Source organism: Mesorhizobium sp. IMUNJ 23232 (assembly GCF_044326205.1).
Lineage (GTDB): Bacteria > Pseudomonadota > Alphaproteobacteria > Rhizobiales > Rhizobiaceae > Kumtagia.
Genome location: NZ_JBIRCY010000011.1, coordinates 110058 through 130682 on the forward strand (window position 1 = coordinate 110058; position 20625 = coordinate 130682).

Annotated in this window: 19 protein-coding genes; 12 read left to right on the plus strand and 7 right to left on the minus strand. The window is 65.4% G+C overall.

Translation table 11 applies throughout. The features are described 5' to 3' along the window. Positions 1 to 30: 30 nt before the first annotated feature. The 5 genes from ACH196_RS10885 to ACH196_RS10905 all read right to left on the minus strand — a co-directional run bounded on the left by ACH196_RS10885 (position 31) and on the right by ACH196_RS10905 (position 5574). Positions 31 to 981, minus strand: a complete 951-nt coding sequence (locus tag ACH196_RS10885; protein WP_396646909.1) for an alpha/beta hydrolase — start codon at positions 979 to 981, stop codon at positions 31 to 33. After that, positions 978 to 1502 carry an RNA pyrophosphohydrolase gene (locus ACH196_RS10890; protein ID WP_396646910.1) on the minus strand — a complete coding sequence of 175 codons (525 nt, stop codon included), beginning with the start codon at positions 1500 to 1502 and terminating at the stop codon, positions 978 to 980. Before ACH196_RS10890 ends, ACH196_RS10885 begins: the two co-directional genes overlap by 4 nt. 100 nt (positions 1503 to 1602) lie before the next feature. Continuing rightward, positions 1603 to 2751 (minus strand): divergent polysaccharide deacetylase family protein, encoded by a 1149-nt coding sequence (locus tag ACH196_RS10895; RefSeq protein WP_396646911.1) that lies wholly within the window; start codon positions 2749 to 2751, stop codon positions 1603 to 1605. 182 nt (positions 2752 to 2933) lie between these two features. After that, on the minus strand, positions 2934 to 4259 hold the full coding sequence (locus tag ACH196_RS10900; protein ID WP_396646912.1) for a S41 family peptidase: 1326 nt from the start codon (positions 4257 to 4259) through the stop codon (positions 2934 to 2936). Beyond that, positions 4249 to 5574, minus strand: coding sequence for a murein hydrolase activator EnvC family protein (locus ACH196_RS10905; protein ID WP_396646913.1), 1326 nt, complete (start codon positions 5572 to 5574; stop codon positions 4249 to 4251). The genes ACH196_RS10900 and ACH196_RS10905 overlap by 11 nt, the downstream gene beginning before the upstream one ends. Positions 5575 to 5861: 287 nt before the next feature. Here ACH196_RS10905 and ACH196_RS10910 point away from each other — a divergent pair, with 287 nt between their 5' ends. The 5 genes from ACH196_RS10910 to ACH196_RS10930 all read left to right on the plus strand — a co-directional run bounded on the left by ACH196_RS10910 (position 5862) and on the right by ACH196_RS10930 (position 10340). Continuing rightward, positions 5862 to 7115, plus strand: coding sequence for a D-amino acid dehydrogenase (locus ACH196_RS10910; protein WP_396646914.1), 1254 nt, complete (start codon positions 5862 to 5864; stop codon positions 7113 to 7115). Between the two features lie 228 nt (positions 7116 to 7343). Continuing rightward, a complete protein-coding gene (locus ACH196_RS10915) occupies positions 7344 to 7553 on the plus strand; it encodes a cold-shock protein (RefSeq protein WP_396646915.1) in 210 nt (69 codons plus the stop codon). A gap of 122 nt (positions 7554 to 7675) precedes the next feature. Continuing rightward, positions 7676 to 7870 carry a hypothetical protein gene (locus tag ACH196_RS10920; protein WP_396646916.1) on the plus strand — a complete coding sequence of 65 codons (195 nt, stop codon included), beginning with the start codon at positions 7676 to 7678 and terminating at the stop codon, positions 7868 to 7870. Positions 7871 to 8142: 272 nt separating this feature from the next. Then, entirely contained in the window at positions 8143 to 9276 is a 1134-nt protein-coding gene (locus tag ACH196_RS10925; RefSeq protein ID WP_396646917.1) for a cache domain-containing protein, read from the plus strand. Beyond that, entirely contained in the window at positions 9273 to 10340 is a 1068-nt protein-coding gene (locus ACH196_RS10930) for a hypothetical protein (RefSeq protein ID WP_396646918.1), read from the plus strand. Before ACH196_RS10925 ends, ACH196_RS10930 begins: the two co-directional genes overlap by 4 nt. Before the next feature lie 48 nt (positions 10341 to 10388). On the opposite strand, the gene ACH196_RS10935 is transcribed toward ACH196_RS10930, so the two are convergent. Next, positions 10389 to 11270: a LysR family transcriptional regulator gene (locus ACH196_RS10935; protein WP_396646919.1), complete on the minus strand. Its 882-nt coding sequence runs from the start codon at positions 11268 to 11270 to the stop codon at positions 10389 to 10391. 137 nt (positions 11271 to 11407) lie between these two features. Between ACH196_RS10935 and ACH196_RS10940 the strand changes: the two genes are divergently transcribed. From ACH196_RS10940 to ACH196_RS10950, 3 genes are all read left to right on the plus strand, one after another. Next, positions 11408 to 12904: a CoA-acylating methylmalonate-semialdehyde dehydrogenase gene (locus tag ACH196_RS10940; RefSeq protein WP_396646920.1), complete on the plus strand. Its 1497-nt coding sequence runs from the start codon at positions 11408 to 11410 to the stop codon at positions 12902 to 12904. A gap of 296 nt (positions 12905 to 13200) precedes the next feature. After that, positions 13201 to 13515, plus strand: coding sequence for a hypothetical protein (locus ACH196_RS10945; protein WP_396646921.1), 315 nt, complete (start codon positions 13201 to 13203; stop codon positions 13513 to 13515). A gap of 219 nt (positions 13516 to 13734) precedes the next feature. Continuing rightward, positions 13735 to 14064, plus strand: coding sequence for a hypothetical protein (locus ACH196_RS10950; RefSeq protein WP_396646922.1), 330 nt, complete (start codon positions 13735 to 13737; stop codon positions 14062 to 14064). Positions 14065 to 14137: 73 nt separating this feature from the next. On the opposite strand, the gene ACH196_RS10955 is transcribed toward ACH196_RS10950, so the two are convergent. After that, positions 14138 to 14758 carry a thermonuclease family protein gene (locus ACH196_RS10955; RefSeq protein ID WP_396646923.1) on the minus strand — a complete coding sequence of 207 codons (621 nt, stop codon included), beginning with the start codon at positions 14756 to 14758 and terminating at the stop codon, positions 14138 to 14140. A 268-nt stretch (positions 14759 to 15026) separates the two neighbouring features. On the opposite strand from ACH196_RS10955, the gene ACH196_RS10960 reads away from it, so the two are divergent. The 4 genes from ACH196_RS10960 (at position 15027) to ACH196_RS10975 (ending at position 20589) form a co-directional block, all read left to right on the plus strand. Continuing rightward, on the plus strand, positions 15027 to 15923 hold the full coding sequence (locus ACH196_RS10960; protein WP_396646924.1) for an NAD(P)-dependent oxidoreductase: 897 nt from the start codon (positions 15027 to 15029) through the stop codon (positions 15921 to 15923). A gap of 122 nt (positions 15924 to 16045) precedes the next feature. Further along, entirely contained in the window at positions 16046 to 17821 is a 1776-nt protein-coding gene (locus tag ACH196_RS10965) for an SLC13 family permease (protein ID WP_396646966.1), read from the plus strand. A gap of 52 nt (positions 17822 to 17873) precedes the next feature. After that, positions 17874 to 20054 (plus strand): primosomal protein N', encoded by a 2181-nt coding sequence (locus ACH196_RS10970; RefSeq protein ID WP_396646925.1) that lies wholly within the window; start codon positions 17874 to 17876, stop codon positions 20052 to 20054. 136 nt (positions 20055 to 20190) lie between these two features. Then, positions 20191 to 20589, plus strand: a complete 399-nt coding sequence (locus ACH196_RS10975) for a DUF4345 family protein (protein ID WP_396646926.1) — start codon at positions 20191 to 20193, stop codon at positions 20587 to 20589. Positions 20590 to 20625: the final 36 nt, after the last annotated feature.

Here is a 20625-nt window from a genome sequence, read left to right on the forward strand (position 1 = left end):
GTAGTGCGCTGGCCAGCCCGCCGCAACCCGTCAAGGCGCGGACTTCTGCTGCACTTGCTCGACAAAGCCGGCGATGGCCGGCGCAAGCCCGTTGCTCAGCACGGCGGCACGATCGGAATAGGTGGCGAGATTGCTGGCGCGGTCCGACGGCGCGTCGGTCAGCACATGGTTCATCCGGTCGAGCCAAAGGGTTTCAGCGTCACCACGCGCTGTATGCAGCGCGTCGAAATCCGCCCGGCCGACCTGGAGGTCCGTCCCCCCGCCGATGATCAGCACCGGCTGGCGCAGGTCGGCGAGGGTTTGCGCCGGACGGCGCGAAAGCAGCGAACGCAGAAAGGGTTGAACCGAGGGCCGAAACAGCCCCGCGAGGTTTTCGGGTACGTCTTCAACCGAACTCCCCGCATCGATTTCCGCCAAAATTTCGAGCGCACGCGACCGCATTGGCTCCGGCAACGCCTGCATCTGAGCACGCAGCGTCTCGGCTGGCGGCAGGCCTGGCGTGGCGACCAGGACTAGCCCGGCAAGGCCTTGCCACCGCTTGGCGAGGTCGAGTGCAATCAGCCCGCCCTCGCTGTGACCGAGCAGGAGAACCGCACCAACACCGGGCTGTGCGGAAAGCCAGTCAAGCACCGTGCCGGCGTCATCGACATAGATATCGAGCGTGACGTCCTCCTCACACAAGACCGGCAGGCTGCCGGGAACCCCGCGCTTGTCGAAGCGCAGGCTGGCAACGCCTTGCAGCGAGAGCGCGTAGGCCAGCTTGGCGAGGTAAGCCGCCTTGACGCCAAGCGGGCTGTTGCCGTCCCGGTCGGTTGGCCCCGAACCGGCGATGAACAGCATGACGGGAGCAGTTCGCACGCCGTCCGGCCACGAAAGCGTCGCGGGAAAACCATTTGCCGAAACCTGCGTTTCCTCCGCGCCGGCCACTGCGAGCGGCATGAGGAGCACAAACAGAGCCGCGATGAAAGGCGCGATCCTCACGCTACCAGATGCCGGAAGGCGGCGACGACCTCGACATAGGTGTGACGCTTGAACGGCACGATCAGGTCGGGCAGTTCGGCCATCGGCTTCCACGCCCAATCGTCGAACTCGGCCTCGTGGCCGCCGGGCGGCGGGTTGATGGCGATCTCGCGCTCATCGCCGGTGAAGCGCAGCGCGAACCATTTTTGCGTCTGGCCGCGATATCTGCCCTTGAAGGCGACGCCGACGAGGTTTTCGGGCAGGTCGTATTTGATCCAATGCGGCGCCTCGGCCAGCAGCGACACCGAGCGCATGCCGGTCTCCTCGTAGAGTTCGCGCAACGCCGCCGGATACGGTTCCTCGTCCTTGTCGATGCCGCCCTGCGGCATCTGCCAGAGCAGCGGCGTGCCGGCGAACTCGCTATCCGGCTGGGCGATGCGGTGGCCGGTCCACACCAACCCCTCGCGGTTCAGCACCATGACGCCGACGCAGGGGCGGTAAGGCAGGGAATCGGGGTCGACGGGTTTTTTCGATTTGGGCATCGGGCAGGTCCTTGGGCGCGTTCGGCTGAGGTGGTGACCTATACCAGCAACCTCGGAATTTTATGAACGGCGTGCGTCCTTCGAGGCCGCCCGCAAGAACCTACCGCTCCGGGTCGCTCGCCAGCGCCGAGATCGGCACGATCTCAATGCCGCGTTTCTTGGCCTCGTTAGCCCAGGTGGCGACGGCGTCGACGGTGGAATCGAAGGCAAAGCCCGTGCCGATCGCAAAACCCTTGGCGCGGGCGGTGCGCTCCAACTCGTCCAGCTTCTTCAGGATGGCCCCGCGATCGCGGTCGGTGTCGAGCGTCGCGTCGCCGGCGGCGAACGGTACGCCGTTCTTCAGCGCCAGTTCCAGTGCCGTGGTGCGCGCCGACGAGCCGTCGTCGAGATAGAGCAGGCCGCGTTTTCCAAGTTCCGCCAGCATCGGCTGCATAGCCTCGCCGTCGGCCGAGAAGCGAGCGCCCATGAAATTCATCACGCCGGTGTAGTTGGTGGTGCGCGACAGCGCCCAGCGTAAATTCTTGATATTCGCGTCGGCAGAGGCGTCGACCGTCAGCGTGTTGCGGCCTGGATTGACGTTCGGATAGTCGAACGGCTCCAGCGGAACCTGCATTACAATCTCATGCCCCTTCTGCCTTGCCGCCTGCATCCAGCGGCCGATGCTGTTGCCCTGCGGCGAGAAGGCGATGGTAATCTCCGACGGCAGGCGCTCGATCGCCGCCTGCGTGCCGGTCTGCGAGATGCCGAAGCCGCCGAGCACGATGGCGACCCGCGCTCCGCGCGCGCCGGACCACGGACGCGCATAGACGTCGAAGGGCCGCCTGCCGTCGGCGGCGCGGATCGGCAGCGGCCCGGTCTCGGATTTTTCGATCAGCGCCGGATCGGGCAGATGTGCGACGCGCAGGTTCTGGCCGATTGCCGACGGATCGCGGATCACCACGACGCCGGAATTGGCCGGCCTGTCAGCCGGGTCAACTTGGATGATCTTTGCACCGCCGGGCTGTGCGCCAGAATTGGCCGGGCCGGTCTTGTCCGGAGCGGCAACCGCGACTTCCGGCGTCGTCGTCACGACCGGAGCCGGCATGCGGAACGGCCGCTCGCGAAAGGCGATCGAGCCAGCGACGGCGAGAACGGCGAGAACGGCGAGGCTGGAGGTTATCAAGGCAGGGGAGAGGCGCCGTTCAACCGGGTCGCCGAGCGTGAGCCCCTGCCCCAGCGGACGTTCGATTTCCCTCTGTGTGATCGACAAGCCGCACCCCTTTGCCGAATTTCAGGCAAATCCCGTCGGCTGCACCATGCCATCGGAAGCTTGCGGCAGCCTTTCGTATGGGCAACCGGAGCCGACGGCCAATTCGGTACCTGCGGCGGCGGATACGCTTCGCCGATGGAAAAGGCGGCGGAGAAAAAACTCCGCCGCCTTCGCTTGAACGCTCACTGGTTCAGGACGGCCTTGTCCGGATTGGGCGGGAAGGCCGGGTCGGTCTTGGTGCCGCGCAGCAATTCGAGCGCGTAGTTCAGCTGCACGTCATCCTTCGGATCCGGTGGCACATAGGCGGCCGAACCCGAACCCTGGTCGCTCTCGTCGGCGCCCTTGATGTGGCCCTTCAGATCCGACTCGCCGCGTGTCGTGTCGACGTTCTTCAGGTCTTCCGGCAGCGGCTGGTCGACCTTGATGTCAGGCGTGATGCCCTTGCCCTGGATCGATTTGCCGGACGGCGTGTAATAGAGCGCGGTGGTTAGCCGCAGCGCGCCGTTCTCGCCGAGCGGAATGATGGTCTGCACCGAGCCCTTGCCGAAAGACTGCGTGCCGACCACGGTGGCGCGGCGATGGTCCTGCAGCGCGCCGGCCACGATCTCCGAGGCACTGGCCGAGCCGCCATTGACGAGCACCACCACCGGCTTGCCGTCGATGTCGTCGCCGGCCCGCGAGTCGAAGCGGGTGACGTCCTTGGGGTCGCGGCCGCGCGTCGAGACGATCTCGCCGCGGTCGAGGAAGGCGTCGGACACGCTGACCGCCTGGTCGAGCAGGCCGCCCGGATTGAGGCGCAGGTCGAGCACGTAGCCCTTGAGCTTGTCGTCCGGCACCTGCTTCTTGATCGCGGCGATGGCGGCCTCGAGATCGTCATAGGTCTTTTCGGTGAAGGAGGTGATCTTCATGTAGCCGACGTCGTTCTCGACCCGGTACTTCACCGCCTTGACCTTGATGATGTCGCGCACGATCGTGATCTCGAGCGGCTTGTCGGCGCCCTCGCGCAAAATGGTGAGCTTGATCGGCGTGTTGACGAGGCCGCGCATCTTCTCGACCGCATCGTTCAGCGTCATGCCGCGCACCTCGTCGCCGTCGATGGCCGAGATGTAGTCGCCGGCGCGCACGCCCGCCTTGGCGGCGGGAGTGTCGTCGATCGGCGTGATCACCTTGACCAACTCGTTTTCCATGGTGACTTCGATGCCGAGGCCGCCGAATTCGCCCTTGGTCTGGACGCGCATGTCCTTGGCGGCTTCCGGATTCATGTAGGACGAATGCGGATCGAGCGAGGTCAGCATGCCATTGATGGCGCTTTCGACCAGCGCTTTCTCGTCGGGCGGCGTAACGTACTGGCCGCGCACGCGCTCGAAGATGTCGCCGAAGATGGCGAGCTGCTTGTAGGTATCCGATCCTGCCGCGTTTGCCGTCGTTCCGACGTTGCCGTAGACGAGGCTCATGGCGGACGCGCCCATCAACGCACCGGCAATCAGAAGCGACAATTTACGTACCATTTCCTGTCCTTCCAGAAAGACGTTCCGCCCACCAAGGGGACGGATCGACGGGTTTTCCATCCTTGCGGAACTCGACATAGAGTTCCGGTGCATTCACCGCATTGCTCGCCAGAGTGCTCGCCACCCTGGCTTCTCCCATCGCGCCGACCGGTTCTCCGGCCAGAACCGAACGCCCGAGCGCGACGGTGATTCTATCCATCCCTGCCAGAACGACATGATAACCGTCGCCCGCATCAAGGATCAAGAGTTGTCCGTATGAGCGGAATGGCCCCGCATAGAGCACATTTCCATCGGCAGGAGCCGTGACGATGGCTCCCGATTGTGTCGCAACCGTGTCGCCCTGCATCACGCCGCCGTTATCGTCCTTACCGCCGAAACGCCGCTTGAATTTTCCGGTGACCGGCAGCGCCAACTGGCCGTTCATTGCCTCGAACGGCAGGGAGGCAATGGTGCGGTTGTTCTCCGGCAGCGCCGCGATCTCGGCGTCGCGGGCCAGCAGCTTCTCCTTGGCGGCGCGCGCGGCTTCGGCAAGCGCCCTGTCCTTCTCTGCCTGCTTGTCGAGGGCGGCGATCAATTCCCGGAGGCTTCCCGCCTTGGCGGCAAGTTCCTCGGCGCGCTTGCGCTCGGTGATGAGCTCGGCCTCGGTCTGGCTTTGCAGATTCTGCTTGGCCTGCAGCAGCAGGGTCAGCCGCCGCTGCTCCGCCATCTGGTCGGTGACGGAAGCCGTCAGCCTTCCGCGCTCGGCCTCGATCGAGCCGGTGAGCCGCGACAGTTCGGCCATGTCGGCCATCAGGATCTCGGTCTCGTGCCTGAGTTCCGGCACCACGGCGCCGAGCAGGATGGCGCTGCGCACCGACGACAGCGCATCCTCGGGCTTCACCAGGATCGCCGGCGGCGGGTTCAGGCCCATGCGCTGCAAGGCGCCCAGCACTTCCGCCAGCACGCCGCGACGGGATGCCAGCGAGGCGCGCACGATATCGGCCTGGCCTTTCAGCCCGTCCAGCCTGCCGGTTATGTCCTCGATGTCCTGGCCGAGCTTCTTCTCGGTCTTGGCCGCCTGGATCAGCGCGGCAGTGATCGACGCATAGTCCTTCTTGACCCCGGCGATATCGGCCGCGAGTTTCTCGACGCGGTCCGCCGAAAGCTCGATCTGGCGGTTGACCGCCTCGTATTCGGCGCGGCTGGAATCCGGCGGCGTGGGCACCGCGCCGACCTGCTGAGCACGTACCGCGACAGTCGCCGAGACGAGCAGAGCCGCGGCAGCCGCGCCACGGCAAAGCCTGTCCGCAATCCGTTTCGTCGCTTGCCCCATCATTCCGGCACTGAGTTCGTCGGTGCGGGAGTCTACGCTCGCCTTTGTTAACGAACCATCAACCATAAACCCGACCCGCATGCGGCATCTTCGGATGCGATTCAGGCGAAAATCCGGGCGGCACAGAAGAGGCGGTCGTCGATACGGACAAAGCCGTTGCCATTCCCGCGTGTTCAGCATCACATTGCAGTGCAAACTGATCGTAGACTGAGCTGGCAGACTCTATGCTGCTTCGAGAGTAGAGAGCCGCCGCAAAGATCCACGAAAAGTTCAGAGTTTGAGGGGCAACTATGAAGATTCTTATCCTCGGCAGCGGCGTGATCGGCGTCACGGCGGCGCATTATCTGGCGGAAGCTGGCCACGAGGTGACCGTCGTCGACCGCCAGTCCGGGCCGGCGCAGGAGACCAGCTTCGCCAATGCAGGAGAAGTGTCACCCGGCTATTCCTCGCCTTGGGCAGGGCCGGGCATTCCGGTCAAGGCAGTCAAATGGCTCTTGATGAAGCACGGCCCGCTGGTCATCCGCCCGCTGGTCGACCCGGCCATGTGGTCATGGGTGTTCAAGATGCTCATGAACTGCAATTCGAAGAGTTATGCCGTCAACAAGGCGCGCATGGTGCCGATCGCGGAATATGCGCGCGATTGCCTGCGTGAGCTTCGGACATCGACCGGCATAAGCTATGACGAGCGCAGCCAGGGCACGCTGCAACTCTTCCGCACGCAGAAGCAGCTCGACGGGATCGGTGGCGACGTCGAGGTGCTGAAACAGTTCGGCGTGCCGTTCGAGGTGCTGGACCCGGCCGGCTGCATGGCCGCCGAACCGGCGCTGGCCAAGGTGAAAGGAAAATTCGTCGGCGGCCTGCGCTTGCCCGGCGACGAGACCGGCGACTGCCAGATGTTTACGGAACGGCTGGCCTCGCATGCGGCGAGCCGCGGCGTGACCTTCCGCTTCGGCACGACGATCGAGCGTATCGTCGCCGAGGGCGGCAAGATTTCGAGCGTCGCCACCAGCGCCGGGCTTCTCACCGCCGACGCCTATCTCGTGGCGCTGGGCAGCTATTCGCCGATCATGGTGAAGCCGCTTGGCCTGTCGCTGCCGGTCTATCCGATCAAGGGTTATTCGATCACCGTGCCGATCAAGGACGAGGCCGGCGCGCCTCAATCGACGGTGATGGACGAGACCTACAAGGTGGCGATCACCCGGCTCGGCGGCCGCATCCGCGCCGGCGGCACGGCCGAGATTTCCGGCTACGACCTTCGCCTGCATGACGGCCGCAAGGCGACGCTGCTGCATTCGGTCGGTGACCTCTTCCCGGAAGGCGGCGATCTGGAGGGAGCGAAATTCTGGTGCGGATTGCGACCGATGACGCCCGACGGCCCGCCGATCATCGGCGGCACGCGGTTCGGAAATCTCTATCTCAGCACCGGCCACGGCACGCTTGGCTGGACCATGTCCTGCGGCTCCGGGCAGGTGCTCGCGGATATCATTTCTGGCAGGAAGCCGGAGATCGAGGTGGGGAAACTTGGATTATCGCGTTATAGCTGAATACATCATGCGCCGGTGGCGCAGCTTCGGGGGATTGCGCCTAACATCGCGATCCGATTTGACATTTTGGCCCGAAAAACCTAAATAAATAAAATCGATGTTGCTAGCCGATTTTGTCTACCAAGCGCCCCAGGCGCCTTCTGGCGAATTCTTCTCCAAAATCGATCAAATGTTCGGCGTGTTTGCGCTCGTCGGACGGCATTTAACGAACGATTGAAAGGAATCGTCATGAGCACAGGTACCGTAAAGTGGTTCAACGGAACCAAGGGTTTTGGCTTCATTCAGCCTGATGAAGGTGGTGCGGACGTATTCGTCCACATCTCCGCTGTCGAGCGCGCTGGACTGCGCAGCCTCAACGAAGGCCAGAAGGTCGGCTACGAACTCGTTCGCGACCGCAAGTCCGGCAAGATGTCGGCGGACAGCCTAACGGCTGCCTAATATCCCATCTCGCACGGTGACCGCGGAAGTACCGGCACCGAAGCGATAGGGAACGGGAGGGTCGGCTCGTCCGGCCCTTTTTTATTTTCCGCGCTAGCCGCAGGAAATTCGAGGCGATGATCATGAACAACAAAGACAACATGCGCGATCGTGCCGCCCGCACCAACATCGCCGCCAAGACGATCACCGACGCGGAATCCAAGGCCCGCGACGCCAAGACCGACCGGCTGCGCAAGCTGCGCATGGCGCAGGACGCCGTGGCCGCGCCCGAGACCAAACCTGCCAAGGCGGTGGGCACGAAGCGGCGCTCTAAATAGCACAAGCGCCGGCCTTTTCGCGTTGGCCGCTGGCCGGCGTGTAGGACAGGTCTCCGATACCGGCGACGCCATGCTTCCCCGCTCTGGCCACGCTTAAAGCGTGTCGCGCCCAATACCCAAGATGTGGCACTGACAGCGCCGCCGCCCCGTGGCAGCGCGATGACCGGCGATACTCCGCATCCTCCCCGATTGAACGCTCCCGCCAAGTCTGCCAGAGATTAGCCGGGACATTTTGGGGCGTCTCCTTCGGGAGATTCGAGGGCTGAAAAGCGATGAGGTTTCGCAGAAGCGCACCCGCGGCATTGATTGCCGCGGTGATTGTTGTCGTGGCGGCGCTGACCGTGCTGTCGGTCAGACTGTTCGGCGGGCTGACCGACGCGGTCGAGAAGAGCCAGTTCGAACTCATGCAGGCGATCTTCGACACCGCGCTGCGCGATGCCGAAAACAAGGCGCTTGCCCGCGCCGAACTGCTGGCCGCGCTGCCGGTGACGCGGCAGGCTGTAGCGGCCAGGGACAGGCAGGCGCTGCTCGACAATTTCGCGGCGATGTTCGAGGGCCAGAAGGAGCGTCACAGCGTCGACCAGGTGCAGTTCCACGTGCCGCCGGCGACCTCGCTGCTGAGATTGCAGGACCCGACGCTGTTCGGCGACGACCTGTCGCGCTTCCGGCCGATGGTGGTGGCTGTCAATCGCGACCACGTCTCGGCCAAGGGCCTGGCGATCGCCCGCAGCGGCCCTGCGATCTTCGGTGTAGCGCCGGTCACCGACATGCAGGGTAATCATGCCGGCAGCGTCGAGTTCGGCCTGGATTTCGCCCCGGTGCTGGTGGCGATGAAAAGCGCCTACGGCCTGGAATTCTCGCTCTTCATCGAGGAGAAGCCGCTGCGCGACTTCGCCACCGCGCTCGATCCAGCCGTCTTCAGTGAACAGAACCGCGTCGGCCGCTTCGTACGGCTGGAAACCACCAACGGAGCGCTGATGGGTCATCTTGCCGGCGACGCCGATATCTCCGTGGTCAACGAACCGGTCACCTATGCGCGCGAGGCCCAGGGCGTGCCTTTTGGCGTGCTGCTGATCCCGTTGCGCGATGGTGCCGGCCAATCACTCGGTGTCGTGGCCACGGCGCGCGATTTTTCCGGTTCGCGTGCCGCCGCCGGTCGCTCGCTGGTCTGGCAGGCCTGCCTGGCGATGTTTGCCATCGTCATCCTTGCCGGCGCGATCATCGTCGTCATCCGCGGGTTTCTGCTCAGACCGCTGGAAGTGGTGATCGGCCGCTTCGTCGGGCTCTCGGGCGGTGGGGCACCGGTGCCGATCGAAGGATCGGAGCGGTTCGCATCCGAACTCCAGCCGCTGGTCGACTTGCACAACCGTGTCGCCGCCAAACGCGCCGGGAAGCCGGCGGCATGAAAACCTTCCTCGTCGCGCTCGCCGCGCTGGTCCTCGCTTGCTCAGCACCAGCGACGGCCGACACCAGCCTGCCCATGGGCAAGGGCCTGCCTGTTCTGGTGAAGGCGGCCATCGGTTATGTCGAGGTGTCGGCCTTCGACGAGAACGCCTCGACCTTCAGGGCGACCGTGGATATCCGGCTGCGCTGGGAGGATCTGCGCCTGCGCCGCCCCGCCGCCGAGGCCAACGACCCGCCGCGCATCCTGCGCGGCGAGGCCGCACTGGACGAGATGAAGCGCATCTGGATACCGGATGTGGTGATCTCGAACCAGGTGGGCGAGGCTGCACCGGCCGAGACCGGCCTGCGCATATTTCCCGATGGCCGCGTCGAGATGCTGAAGCGTGTCGGCGGTGAGTTTTCCACCCCCTACGACGTGCTGCATTTTCCCTTCGGCCAGCAGGAACTGCAGGTGCACCTGGCGCTGCGGGCGGAGACCACGAGCCAGACGGCGCTTGCTTTCGATCAGGACGACCTCGACTTCAGCCGGCCGGGGGCCAACGCCCGCCTCGACGGCTGGGCGCTGCGCTTCGTCAATCTGGCGATCGAGGCCCAGCCCGGCTGGTATGGCGCCTCGCACGCCATCGTGACCGCCTCGCTGGGCGCGGTGCGCGACCCGGGTCCGATCATCGCTTCGATCTTCGTGCCGCTGCTGGCGTCGCTGCTGATCCCGCTGCTGGCAGTATGGCTGAACCGCGTCGAGGACGGCGCCTTCCAGATCGAAACCTTCGAGCTGGTCAACATCATCATAGGCGGCCTGTTCGCGGTGATCGCGCTGAACTTCACCGTCAACTCGGTCTACGAGGTGCTGGAGTCAGGCGACAATCCGATCAACCGGCTGTTCGCGCTGAACTATGTGACGCTGGCGATCAGCCTGGCCGTCAACGTGCTGCTGTTCCGCTTCCGCGTCGTCGAGCGCGCCTTCGGCGTCTATGTGCAGGAACAGTTCTACCTGTTCCTGACCTGGGCGATCCCGCTTCTGGTGCTGACCACCGCGGCCGCCATCATCCTGGTCGCTCTGGCGTGATGGTCAATGGTCGACCAAGGGCGATCCTGTAGCGGGCTTCCGCCGGCCTCACACGAACAGCGTCTTCTCCCGCTCCACCGCCTTGGTGATGAAGCCGGCAACTGCCTGGATGCGGCGCAGCGGCCGCACCGATTCATGATAGACCAGCCAGTAGGCGCGCCTGATCGGCGGGATCGACGCGACGGCAACCAACTCAGGCATGGCGCGCGCGACAAAAGTGTGGAGGATGCCGATACCGGCGCCGGAACGCACCGCTTCCGCCTGTCCCAACGCCGACGAAATCATGAAGCCGGCGCTCCAGTCCGGGCTGAACTCGGCGGCGTAGTCGAGCGTCGGGTTGATGACGAGGTCGGGCACGTAGCCGACGAGGCGGTGGGCCGTGACGCCAGCCTGCGTCTCGGGCAGGCCATGCACCTCCGCATAGGCTTTCGAGGCGAACAGGCCGAGCGTGTAGTCCACCAGCTTGACCGCCACCAGCCGGCCCTCGCTCGGCCGTTCGGTGGTGATGGCGATGTCGGCCTCGCGCCGCGACAGCGAGAAGGAACGCGGCACCGGGACGAGCTGGATCTTCAGCTCCGGATGCTGCGCGGTGAGGCCGCCGAGCCGCGGCGCGAGGAAGGCAACGCCGAACCCGTCCGGCGCCCCGATGCGCACCGTGCCCGACACATCCTCGCCCTCCCCCGATATCTCCGAGCGGGCAACGAGCATCTCGGTTTCCATGCGCTCGGCGACCGCCAGGAACCGCTCCCCCGCGGGCGTCAGCTCACTGCCGGTGGTGAGGCGGCGGAACAGTTTTGCCCGCAGCGACTCCTCGAGTGCCGCAACGCGGCGCGACACGGTGGCGTGGTTGAGGTCGAGCCGCCGCGCCGCGCCGAGGATTTGGCCGGCGCGGGCGACTGCCAAAAAGATGCGGACGTCATCCCAGTTCATGGGGCAGTATCTATGCAGAATTTCGCATGTCCGACAATGTCGTTCTACATTTCCTGCACAACGGCTGCGATTTCCCTCGCGTTGCCATTTGCCCGCCGAAGCGGGACAATGCGAGCATACGACAAGGGAGAGAAACCATGATCGAGTACGGACATTTCATCGGCGGCAAGCATGTCGCCGGAGCCAGCGGCCGCAGCCAGGACGTCATGCAGCCGATGGACGGCACGGTGCGCGGCACCGTGGCGCTAGCCTCCAAGGCCGAACTGCGCGCCGCCGTCGAGAACGCCAAGGCCGCACAGCCGGCCTGGGCCGCCACCAACCCGCAGCGCCGCGTGCGCGTGCTGATGAAGTTTCTGGAACTCGCCAACCGCGAATATGACGCGCTAGCCGACATCCTCGCCCGCGAGCACGGCAAGACCATCGCCGACGCCAAGGGCGACATCCAGCGCGGGCTGGAAGTGGTGGAAGTCTGCATCGGTGCGCCGCACATGATGAAGGGCGAATTCACCGACGGCGCCGGCCCCGGCATCGACGTCTATTCGATGCGGCAGGCCCTTGGCGTGGTCGCCGGCATCACCCCGTTCAACTTCCCCGCCATGATCCCGCTGTGGAAGATCGCCCCGGCGATTGCCTGCGGCAACGCCTTCATCCTGAAGCCGTCGGAGCGCGACCCCGGCGTGCCGCTGCGCATCGCCGAACTGTTCATCGAGGCCGGCCTGCCGGCCGGCATCCTGAACGTCGTCAACGGCGACAAGGACGTGGTGGACGCCATCCTCGACGACCAGGACATCAAGGCCATCGGTTTCGTCGGCTCGACACCGATCGCGCACTACATCTATTCGCGCGGCACGGCGAGCGGCAAGCGCGTACAGTGCTTTGGCGGCGCCAAGAACCACATGATCATCATGCCCGACGCCGACATGGACCAGACGGTCGATGCGCTGATCGGTGCCGGCTACGGCTCGGCCGGCGAGCGCTGCATGGCGATCTCGGTCGCCGTGCCGGTCGGCAAGGACACCGCCGACCGCCTCATGGAACGGCTGATCCCGCGCGTCGAGAGCCTGAAGGTCGGCCCCTCGACCGACAGTTCCGCCGATTTCGGCCCGGTCGTCACCGCCCAGGCGCTGGAGCGCATCAAGGGTTACGTCGACACCGGCATCAAGGAAGGCGCCAAGCTGGTCGTCGACGGCCGCAACTTCAAGATGCAGGGTTACGAGAACGGTTATTACATGGGCGGCTGCCTGTTCGACGACGTGACCGCCGACATGCGCATCTACAAGGAAGAGATTTTTGGCCCTGTTCTCTCAGTGGTCCGCGCCAGGAACTACGAGGAAGCGCTGAAGCTGCCCAACGACCACGAGATGGGCAACGGCGTGGCGATCTTCACGCGCGACGGCGACGCCGCCCGCGACTTCGCCTCCAAGGTGCAGGTCGGCATGGTCGGCATCAACGTGCCGATCCCGGTTCCGATCGCCTATTACACCTTCGGCGGCTGGAAGGGTTCCGGCTTCGGCGACCTGAACCAGCACGGCCCGGACGCTTTCCGCTTCTATACCAAGACCAAGACCGTCACCTCGCGCTGGCCGTCCGGCGTGAAGGAAGGCGCGGAGTTCGTCATCCCGACGATGAACTGACCGGCGCTGTTGGGCGGCTCGTCAACGAGTTGCTCCCGATGCAACCCACGTTTCTGACGCCGGAGCCTTGCGGCTTCGGCGTTTCTGTCGTCTCGGACAGGCCACGGATGTTCACGCAAATGTGGCCTTGCGCGTACTTTCGCCGTACCCCACATATTGGACATAACGAGAACATGGAGTTCTCGCTATTGGGACCGGAAAGCGCAAGGGAGCGCGCTATGACGATGTCGAAACCGGCCCGAATCGCTTCGGCGGGGTGAGTTTCCTCCTTCCGCCGTGCGAGGACGGCCAAGGAGGTGCCTGATGGCACGGGTGTTGGTTGGACGAAGGCGCTGCTTGCGGCCGTCTTCATTGCGGCAAGCACATATGCGGCGGATGCACAGTACGCATTCTGCGCAGAGCGTGGCAATCTGGTCGCGCAGCTCGGCGAAAAATTCCAGGAAAAGCAGCTCGGCTTCGGGACAATCGGCCAGGTCGCGGTCATGGAGATTTTCGTCGCCGAAACCGGGACATGGACGATCGTCATCACCGACGTGACCGGCAGGAGCTGCATTGTCGCCGCGGGCGACAATTGGGAGAATTCGGCAATTTTGTCCGGCGACAACGTCTGACGGCAGACGGGTCGGCGGCGGCACTGCTGCCCCAAGCCTGGCGAGTACGGATAGGCGGACGCCTTAGCCCGCCAGCTATCCAACCATCGCTTTTGCATGGAACCCGGCAGCGATGGGGGCGTTCCCATCTATCGGCGCATGGTGACGCGCCGAGGCCCGACCTTGGCGGAGGCTTCCTCCGAACCTCGTTAAGGACATACCAAGGCCAAGGAGGTGCTCATGGCACACAACTGGACAGCAGGCGTGGCCGGCGCGGTCGCAACGGCCGGCATTGTGCTTATCGGCCCTTCATCGGCACAGACCCAAGCCCCAACGCAGTCGAATGGCGTATGTCTCCAGCGTGCCCAGCTCGAGGCCGATCTCGCCAAGGATTTTCAGGAGCGCCAGTCGGCCTATGGTCGCGTCGGTGACGCGGCGATCATGGAAATCTACGCTTCTGAGGGCGGCACCTGGACACTGGTGATGACCGACGTCGGCGGAACGAGTTGCATCATTGCCGCCGGTGACGGCTGGGAGCAGGGATTCACGACCGTCGGCAGCCGCGCCTGACGTAGAAGGCACCTGACGACGCGGGTCGTCTGATAGCGACAAGCACGCCGAACAGTCGCAGCGGAAAGGATTGTCAGTTCCCCGCCACCGTCGCCTCCGCCCACACGCCGGTCTTCTTCCGGCGCGCTTCTTCTTCCTCGGCGCGATAGCGCTCCTTGCCGGCGGACATGGTCGCATAGCCGGCGGCAGCCATCTGCCCACCCAGGTCCTTTTCGTTGCGCACGCATTCGACCAGCGTAAAACCATCCTTCTCGCCGAGCGGCGCGCATCGGATCGGCTTGGCCCGCAGCAACCGGCTGAGCGCAACCCGCGACTTCAGCCCGCAAGCCCAGCGCAGGCCGTCGGGATTCTTGCAGGTCTTGGCCGCCGGCACCGGATCGAGATCGACCAGCCGGTATTTCTTGCCCTCCTGTATGAAACTGACGCTGTCGATGACAGTGTAGGGCAGCGTGCGCTTGAGATGCAGCGGATAGCGCTCCGGCTTGGCATCGGCCTGCTGGGCGTTGGTACCGGGCAGTCGTTCGAGCTGTTGATTTCTGTTGTCGACCCGCTTCGGCGCGTCGGACCAGAGCGGATCGGATGGCTTTGTCGCGCTCTGTGCGACCGCCGGCAAGCACGCTGCGGTCAGATACGCCGCGCCAAGCAGCAGCCCAGCGAGATGGCGCATGCGCGGCATAGGTTTGCGACAATTCATGACGAACTCCCAGTCCCTCGCGCGATCGGAGCCTGTCGCTTCCATCCAGATAGGCCCCGCCAGGCGAGGCGAGGAAACAGAAAGGACTCGGGCGCCTTTCCGCATTCTAGTCCGATCCGCGGCGCAGCAAACCCTCTTTGCCGGCTTGCCGCACGACCTGATGCCGACGCGGTAAACGACCGGCAAATTGGATCGGACCACACAGTGGCGGCCTTGCGTATTCGGGCGAAAGGCTTAGGTGTCGCGCATCGGAAGAGGGAGGAACGCCATGAAGGAACGCATCGGTTTCATTGGTCTCGGCAATATGGGCGCCGGCATGGCCGCCAACATAGTGAAGAAGGGCTGGCCGCTCACCGTTCTCGCCCACCGCAGCCGCGAGGCAGTCGACAGGCTGGTCGCCGCCGGCGCGTCCGAGGCGAAGACGCCGCGCGAACTGGCCGAAAACAGCGACATCGTCGTGCTCTGCGTCACCGGCTCGCCGCAGGTCGAGCAGGCGATCAACGGCGCCGACGGCCTGGCCTCCGCCGGCAAGAAACTGATGATCGTCGATTGCTCGACCTCCGATCCCGCTTCCACCGTGCGGCTGGCGGCGGAACTGAAGGAGCGCGGCATCATGCTGATCGACGCGCCGCTCGGCCGCACGCCGAAGGAAGCCGCCGACGGCACGCTCGACGTCATGGCCGGCGGCTCGGCCGACGACCTCGCCCGCGCCCGCCCCGTGCTGGAAGCCTTCGCCGGCCGCGTCATCCACACCGGTCCGACCGGCACCGGCCATACGATGAAGCTGCTCAACAACTTCCTGTCGATGGGCTACGCCGCGATCTATGCGGAAGCGCTGATGCTCGGCGCCAAGGCCGGGCTGACCCCAAAAACGTTCGACAGCGTCATCCGCGGCGGCCGCATGGATTGCGGCTTCTACCAGACCTTTTTCGACTATGTCGTGAACCGCAATCCGAACGCCCACCGCTTCGCGATCTCGAACGCGTTGAAGGACATGACCTACCTCGCCTCCTTCGCGCAGTCGGCGACCGTCGCCAACCCCGTCGGCGCCGCCGTGCGCAACAGTTTTGCCGCCGCCGTCGCGACCGGACATGGCGGCGACTTCGTGCCGACCCTTTCGGATTTTGTCGCCGGTTCGAACGGCGTCGACCTGACGAAGGTTTGAACCGAAAAAACCTTCTGCCTGGAGCCCAGTAGCGCGGTCTGGCCTTGACGGCCGGTCCGCGCTGGCCAGCAACAAAAGCCACTGGCCGGCGTTGTCAGCTTCATGAATTGAGGGAACCGATGCTGACCGCACCGCAACTTCTGTCGGTCGCCGTCATCGTCGTGATGATGGCGGCCTTCGTCTGGGGCCGTTTCCGCTACGACCTTGTCGCGGCCCTCGCGCTGCTTCTGGCGCTCGCGGTCGGCGTGGTTCCGCTCGACAAAGCTTTCAGCGGCTTCAGCGACGACATCGTCATCATCGTCGGCAGCGCGCTGCTGGTCAGCGCCGGGGTCGCCCGCAGCGGCATCATGGAACTCGCGGTCCAGCGCTACGCGCCGAACCTGACTTCGGTACGGGCGCAACTCGCGCTCCTCGTGATCGTCGTCGCCCTGTTGTCGGCGTTCGTGAAAAACATCGGCGCGCTGGCGATCATGATCCCGATCGCCTTCCAGTTCGCCCGACGTTCCAACACTTCGCCGTCGGTGTTCCTGATGCCGATGGCCTTCGCCGCGCTGCTCGGCGGGCTGATGACGCAGATCGGCACCTCGCCCAACATCGTGGTGTCGCGGCTACGCGAGGAGATCACCGGCACAAGCTTCACCATGTTCGATTTCACCCCGGTCGGCCTGTCGCTGACGGCGGTCGGCATCGTCTTCCTGGTAGCGTTCTACTGGATCGTGCCGGTGCGCGTGCGAAAGGATGTCTCGGTGCACCATGCGCTCGACATCAAGAACTATGTCGCCGAGGCCAAGGTGACGGCCGAATCCGCGGTCGCCGGCAAGACGGTGGCCGACCTGCTGAAGATGGCTGCGGGCGAGGCGGTGATCACCTCGATCCTGCGCGACGGGACGCTGCGGATAACGCCCTTCCCGGACGCAGCACTTCGCGACGGCGACCGGCTGATCATCGAAGGCGACCCGCAGGATCTCGACCGGCTGGTGGCGCAGGCCAGTCTCAGCATCACCGGCGACCGCAAACTGACGACGGAAGGCCGTTCCTCCGAGATCATGGCGATCGAGGCGGTGATCGGAGAGCATTCCAGCCTTATCGGCTGGTCGGCGCAGGGATTGCTGCTCTACCACCGCTTCAACGTCAATCTTCTGGCGGTGAGCCGCAAGGGCGAAAGGTTGGACCGCGACCCCGGCACGATCGTATTCCGCCTGGGCGACATCGTGCTGCTGCAGGGCGACCACACGGCAATGCCGGAGTTCCTGCGCGAGTTCCACCTGCTGCCGCTGGCGGAACGCTCGCTGCTGATCGGCAGCGTCAGGCGCGGCATCGTGCCGGTGGCGATCCTGGTGGCCGCGATGGGAACGACGGCGCTCGGCCTCGTGCCGGTGCCGGTCGCGTTTTTCGCCGCGGCGGTGGCGATGGTGCTGTTCAGGGTGATCCCGCTGCGCGAGATCTACGCTTCCGTCGATGGCCCGATCCTGGTGATGCTGGCGACGCTGATTCCAGTCAGCGATTCGCTGCGCACCACTGGCGCGACCGATGTTCTGGCTGCCGTGCTGGCCGATGTCGCGACGGGACTGCCGGCCTATGGCGCGCTGGCGCTGATCCTGGTCACCGCCATGGCGGTGACGCCGTTCCTGAACAACGCCGCGACCGTGCTGGTGATGGCGCCGATCGCCGCAGGCTTCGCCTCGGCACTGGGTTACAGGCCTGAGGCCTTCCTGATGGCGGTGGCAATCGGCGCCGGCTGCGATTTCCTGACGCCTATCGGCCACCAATGCAACACGCTGGTGATGGGGCCGGGCGGCTATAAATTCGCCGACTATCCGCGCCTCGGCCTGCCGCTGTCGATCATCGTCATCTTCGCCGCCGTGCCGCTGCTGCTGGTGTTCTGGCCCGTTCGGTAGCGCACACCGGACACTTCCCCTTGCACCCCGAGTCGAGGCAAGGTCCGCCATCATGAAACGAGATTCGCGGCCCACCGCGGTGCCGGTCCTGGTGCCGATGCCGGCGGAAGCGCCCTACACCTATGCGGTGCCTGAAGGCATGACGGTCGAGCCCGGCTCGATCGTGCGGGTGCCGCTCGGGCCGCGCCTGGTCGCCGGCATCGTCTGGGACGGTGAAGGCGGCGCGGTCGATGCAAAAAAGCTCCGGCCGATCGATCACGTCTTCGACTGTCCGCCGGTGCCGGAGGGCATGCGCCGCTTCGTCGACTGGGTATCGAACTACACACTCGCCGCGCCCGGCATGGTCGCCCGTATGATCCTGCGCGCGCCGGAGGCATTTGACCCCGAACCCTGGATCGAGGGTCTGCGCAAGACCGGGAGCGAGCCCGACCGTATGACCGAGGCGCGGGCGCGCGTGCTTGAACTGGCCGATGACGGGCTGGCCTGGACACGCTCCGGCCTGGCGCATGCCGCTGGCGTATCGTCGACCGTGATAGACGGGCTGAAGGCGCAGGGCGTGCTGGCCCACGAAATGATCCCGCCGCGCCCCGTCGTGCCGGCGCCAGACCCGTCCTACGGCACGAATGAGTTGAGCGGCGAGCAGGAAGAGGCAGGGGCGGCGCTGCGCCGCACGGTCGAGGCCGGGAAATTCAGCGTGACGCTGATCGACGGCGTCACCGGATCGGGCAAGACGGAGGTCTATTTCGAGGCCGTGGCCGCGGCGGTCGAGCGCGGCAAACAGGTGCTGATCCTGCTGCCCGAAATCGCGCTCACGCAAGCGTTCCTCGAGCGTTTTCAGGACCGCTTTGGAGCAAAACCAGCGGAATGGCATTCGGACGTGCCGCCGCGCATGCGTGAAAGGGTCTGGCGGCAGGTGGCGGAGGGCCAGGTGCGCGTCGTCGCCGGCGCCCGCTCGGCGCTCTACCTCCCCTTCCCCGATCTCGGCCTGATCGTTGTCGACGAGGAACACGACCCCGCCTACAAACAGGAGGACCGCGTCTTCTACAGCGCCCGCGACATGGCCGTGGTGCGCGCCCATATCGGCGGCTTTCCCGCGATCCTCGCGTCGGCAACCCCGTCCGTCGAAAGCCGGGTGAACGCCGGCCAGGGGCGCTACGAGCGCATCGCGCTGTCGTCGCGCTACGCCGACGCGGCGCTGCCCGACATCCGCGCCATCGACCTGCGCCGTGCCCCGCCGGCGCGCGGCGGTTTCCTGTCGCCGGTGCTAATCGATCAGGTGCGCGCCACGGTCGGCCGCAATGAACAGGCGCTGCTGTTCCTCAACCGCCGCGGCTATGCGCCGCTGACGCTCTGCCGGGTCTGCGGCCACCGTTTTCAGTGCCCGTCCTGCTCGGCCTGGCTGGTCGAGCACCGGTTCCGCGGCCAGCTTGTCTGCCACCATTGCGGCCATCACGAGCACCGCCCGGAAGCCTGCCCGGAATGCGGCACCTTCGATCATCTCGCCGCCTGCGGCCCCGGCGTCGAGCGCATCGCCGAGGAGGTGGTCGGGCATTTTCCCGATGCGCGCACCATCGTGTTGTCCTCCGACATCCTGGGCGGCGTGAAGCGGCTCAGGCTGGAACTCGACGCCATCGCCAAGGGCGAGGCAGACATCGTCATCGGCACGCAACTGGTGGCCAAGGGCCACAACTTCCCCAACATGACGCTGGTCGGCGTGGTCGACGCCGATCTCGGCCTTGCCAATGGCGATCCGCGCGCCGCCGAACGGACGTTTCAGCTTCTCAGCCAGGTGACCGGCCGCGCCGGCCGCACAGGCAAGAAAAGCGCCGGCCTGTTGCAGACCTTTCAGCCCGACCACCCTGTGATGCGGGCGCTGGTTTCCGGCGACGCCGAAGCCTTCTACGAGCGCGAGATCGCCGAGCGCGAGCGTTCCGCCCTTCCGCCCTTCGGTCGACTGGCCGGCATCGTCGTCAGCGCCGAAACGAAAGCCGAGGCCGAGAGCCACGCGCGGCACCTGCGCCGCGCGGCACCCCAGTCGAAAGACATCAGCCTGCTCGGCCCCGCCGAGGCGCCGCTGGCACTGCTCGCCGGCCGCCATCGCTTCCGCCTGCTGGTCCACGGCGAGCGCAAATCCGACATGCAGGCCTTTTTGCGCGCGCTGCTTGCGGCCGGGCCGAAGCCGCGTGGCTCGGTCAGGGTGCAGGTGGATATCGATCCGCAGAGCTTTTTGTAATCGCTGGAGAGTCTTCACGAACCCTTGGCCCGATCGGCGGCATAGCTTGAGGAAAGCGCCATCTTTCCATCTGGCATCCACATCCTCCTGCGATAGGATGCCCGCCGCGAAAGACTGCGATTCTGGAGAGGGCAAAATGGAACTGGCGTTTCCGTGGCCGATGAGCAACGGCGAGTGGCTGGCCTGGTCGAGCGCGGCCGTCACCGTGCTGTTCGGCCTGCTGCTGTTCTTCGCGCCGCGCATCTCGCTGCGCATCCTGCGCCTGCAAACCACCGAGGCCCATCCGGAAGCCGTGTCGGAAGCGCGCGCCACTATGGCCGGCTTTTATCTCGGCCTCGGCCTGTGCTGCGTGCTGCTCGGCGCTCAGCCTTTCCTTTATATGGCGCTCGGCGTCTCGTGGCTGTTCACCGCCTTCGGCCGTCTCGTCTCCATGCTCTCGGACAGCGGCAACACCTTCTACAACTGGATTTCGTTGGTCGTCGAAGTGGCGCTCGCAGCGCTTCCGCTCGCCTTCGCCTTCGGCCTGATCCCGTGAATCCGTCGCAGCCGAGAGACACGTCGCCCGGCTGCG